Origin of the sequence: Oceanispirochaeta sp., assembly GCF_027859075.1 — a bacterium.
Classification (GTDB): Bacteria; Spirochaetota; Spirochaetia; order DSM-2461; family DSM-2461; genus Oceanispirochaeta.
The window spans coordinates 1-4,001 of the sequence record NZ_JAQIBL010000089.1; the positions used below are offsets into that span (position 1 = coordinate 1).

Annotated in this window: 3 protein-coding genes; all 3 read right to left on the bottom strand. The window is 49.1% G+C overall.

What is annotated here, in order from left to right:
- Window positions 1-921 (bottom strand): lyase family protein (locus PF479_RS04715; protein WP_298002806.1); only part of this gene is annotated, 921 nt, incomplete at its 3' end.
- Between the two features lie 51 nt (window positions 922-972).
- On the bottom strand, window positions 973-2,022 hold the full coding sequence (locus PF479_RS04720) for an alpha/beta fold hydrolase (protein ID WP_298002809.1): 1,050 nt from the start codon (window positions 2,020-2,022) through the stop codon (window positions 973-975).
- A 47-nt stretch (window positions 2,023-2,069) separates the two neighbouring features.
- Window positions 2,070-4,001, bottom strand: a 1,932-nt coding sequence (locus PF479_RS04725; RefSeq protein ID WP_298002814.1) for an ankyrin repeat domain-containing protein, incomplete at its 5' end; no start/stop codon positions are given.

The following is a 4,001-nucleotide window of genomic DNA, read 5'->3' on the forward strand; positions in this document are numbered from 1 at the left end:
ACCCAGGCCTGATCGGGGACCGCTGGTCAGAAGGCGGAGGTCATTGGCAATCTTCATAAAATCACAGGCGATGGAATTGATGACCCCCATCAGATCCACCTGACTGCTTCTAAAGGAGATACCCTGGAATTTATTATCCATGGGTCTGAAGGGGATACCTGTTTCTCCGGCAATGCCCCCAATGGCGGCGGAAGCAAACCCCGGATGGGCATTTAGGCCGGTGCCGATGGCGGTTCCACCCAGAGGAAGTTCACACAGAAGGGCCCTCTGATTTTCCAGATTTCTGCGACCCTGAGCTGTCTGTGCGGCAAAGGCGGAGAACTCCTGACCCAGAGTCATGGGAACGGCATCCTGAAGATGGGTTCTTCCCAGCTTGAGAACCTTTGAAAATTCTTCCGCCTTCATGGCAAAAGACTCTTCCAGAAGTTTCATTCCTGCGATAGTGTCTTCCAGGAGCAGACGGTTTGACAGGGAAACTGCCGTAGGAATCACGTCGTTGGAGGACTGCCCCTTATTCACATGATCATTGGGGTGTACAGGCTTACGGCTTCCGACCTCCCCTCCCAGACTCAGGTTCGCCCGATTGGAAAGGACTTCATTGATATTCATATTCCAGGAGGTTCCCGAACCGGTCTGAAACACATCCACTGGAAACTGATCGGTCTTATTCTCTGCCATAAGGGCATCGGCGCTGAGTGCTATGGCTTCAGAGAGTTTCTCATCCAGCAATCCCAGGGATGCATTGGCCCTGGCGGCATTTTTTTTGATCAGACAGAGGGCTTTCAGCATGATGGGATGAATCCGCAGGGGAGATACGGCAAAGTTTTCTACTGCGCGTTGTGTCTGGGCCCCCCAGAGGGCCTCTGCGGGAAGCTGTACCTCTCCCATGGAATCGGATTCAATTCTTATATCCTTACTCATTCGATGTCTCCAAAATATTGATTTTAGTGTCTATCTAACCAGGCAGTCCATTCATGAATCTTTTTCTAGAATCTGAAGAATATCCTGAAAGACTTTGTCCCGGATAGGCGGGAGTTCATTGAAAAGACTATGTTTTCCCTCTTCATAATAGATTACATCAGACCGGGTATATTTTTCCATAAGAAGGGAAATATTCTGTCTGTAATCCACAGTCCGGTCTTTTTTCCCCTGTAAAATATATAAAGAAAGGTCTTCCCTGGGGGGGATTAATTCCATACGGTCGCTCCAATTCATAGAGGCATAGACCCAGTTAAAAGGTATTGTCCTGCTCTGCAGGGGATCATTGTACTCCTTGAAATCCTCATGCTCCTTGTTGGAACTGGAACCACCGAAACGTCGGCCCACCTCATCTGTAAAAGGTGATGCAAGAGCCAGCACGAGAGGGGTAATCCTCCATCCAACGGCTTTGAGAAGAGGAGAGGCCAGAATCAAGGCCGTAAAATCATTGGGATAAAGGTTCAGATATTCCAGTATGACCGAGGAACCCGTGCTGTGTCCCAGGGCAAAATAGGGTCCGTCCAGGGACTCTTCTGTAAGATTTTTAAACCTTTTGAAGCAATAGGCATACTCACTGAAGTCATCAATATCCACGGAGTCCCCCCCGGAGAAGCCATGACCTGCCATATCAAAAGCAGCCACATTATACTCCTGTTCCACCAGAAATTTTATCAGTTTGCTGTTCGACAGGGTGTGATCAAGATAGCCATGGAGCAGGTATACTGTTCCTTTGGGACTCTCGACTGCAGGACGGAACAGGTAGGACGCCATTTTCTGTTCTCCCGACTGAAACCAGGCAAACTCCAGACTGCCGGGTACCTGATCCGCCCCGTAATGGTGAAAAAAATCCAGAGTCTCCTTCTTGTAAGAGAGGTGATGTTCGTCAAGAGGGAGCATCTGTTCTTTCACCAGGGGAACTTGGTCTATTGTGAATGAGGACTCTATTTGAATGTCATTCTGCCCTTCAGCCGTCAGCTTATGTGTGCATGAAAGAAGAGTTAAAAGACCTATAAAAAGAAGTGGGAAGAAACGGTATATTTTCATATATTCTCATAATATGAGAATGAGCAGGCTTGCTCAAGTATGACGGATCAAAGGTGCAGTTCCAGAAGTTCCGCCAGATCGTAATGGCCGTTTCTGTAAGCCCTTGAGGCAGCACTATCCCCGTCATTGTTGATCCAGCCCGGATCTCCCCCCTTCTCCAGCAAATATTGACAGACCTCTGTATAACCCATGGCTGCGGCATGAAGCAAAGGAGTCTCCCCTTTATTATTCACACTGTTTACATCAACTCCTGCATTTATCAGCATTTCAAGTGATTCCAATTCGGGAGGAACCCATCCCGAACAGGCCAGATGTAATCCAGATTCCTTTCTATAGGTCTGAGCAGAGGGGTCAGCACCGGCATCCAGAAGTATGCGGATATAATCGGGAGAGGCATGATTGCGGAGAGCCCACATGAGGGGAGTCCAGTTCTCAAAATCCCGGACATTCACATCCCAGCCTTCCCTGATCAGGAGTGCAGCGCTTTGGGAATCCGAGGACCAGGCTGCCAGATGAAGAGCTGTCCAGCCATAGTTCGTGACATCAAACACAGAGACTCCGTTGCGGATCAGGGCGTCAACCATGGCATGGGAGCCGAAGGCGGCGGCAGCCATAAGGGCGGTAAAGCCTTCTTCATCGATGTAATCCGGATCGGCACCCGCCTTGATCAAAGTTTCAACCATGCCGGCATCAATTCCCCAGCGGACAACTTCATTCAAGGCCTTGTTCAAGTCTGAATCATAGGGAATTCCATCGACCGGATAGACCCGCTTCTGCCGGATCAGAGTATTCAGGGCCTCCGGTGCTTTATAGGGAGTGGTCTCTTCATAGATTGATTTAAAAACATCAAGATTCCGCCCTGCCCCATCTCTGATACGCCCGTCAGGGCTGTTCTGAACCAGGAAAGAAACAATCTCCGGGGAATTACCAAAATGTAGAGCACCCATCAAAGGAGTCCATCCGTCCTTGTCCCGCCAGAGAACGCGGCTCTTTCCGGTCAGCAGCAGGCGGACAAGCCGGGGATCTTCAGCATAGGCGGCAGCCCAGAAAAACCCGGGGGTGCCGTAGTCATCCCTGACATCAGGATTCACTCCCAGGGCAATCAGTTTTTCAATAATAACCGCATTCTGCTGATACAGAAGACCATAGGTCAGAATATCCCAACCCTGGTTGTCTTTGTACTTCAGATCGGCTCCCGCTGCGGCCAGCTCTTCCAGAACTGTACTGTCATCGGATAAATCTACAGTCAAAGCTGTCATCATGGGACTCACACCCGCGGGATCCAGTTGATTAGGATCGGCTCCCCGACTGATGAGAAGGGATGCGATTTCGGCTGAATGAAGGATGCTCCTGGAGAGGAGGGTATGCCCATTTTCATCCCGGATATTCATGGGAAGCCCTTGATCCAGAAGGAGAGTCATCAGAGACAGAGCCGTGTTCGTATTGTAATCCAGTGGAAAAAAGAGGATCAGATTCTGAATTTCCCTGGAATCTTCATCAAAAGGAGAAAGACTTTTATCCCATCTTAAAAACAACTGCAGTAGATCCGGACGGCCTGCGGCAACAGCATAATGACAGGGGTTATACCCCGAAGCATTGCGGTAGCCCGGACTGGCACCCCGTTCCAGAAAATCCTGAACTTCGGATTCACTGATATTTTGACCCTTTATATCCAAAGTCTCTATAAAAGACTCATTCAAGCGAACCCGCAGGTCAGCCAGAAACGCGGCAATTTCAAAATCATCTCTGAAAAGAGCTTCTTCTTCGGGATTCCGACCCATTCTGTTCAGGGCATCCAATGAAGATCCGCCACTATAAAGAGACTCTAGATATACTTTTCTTTGCAGATCAAACCTATGGTCAAGAGCAGCAAAAAACAGACTCTCTCCCTGAGAGCTCTCTTTTGGTAGATCTCCATATTGAAGGAGCTGAGACATAAAATGAGGGTAAATACCCCGGTTTATCAGGATCTCATAGGG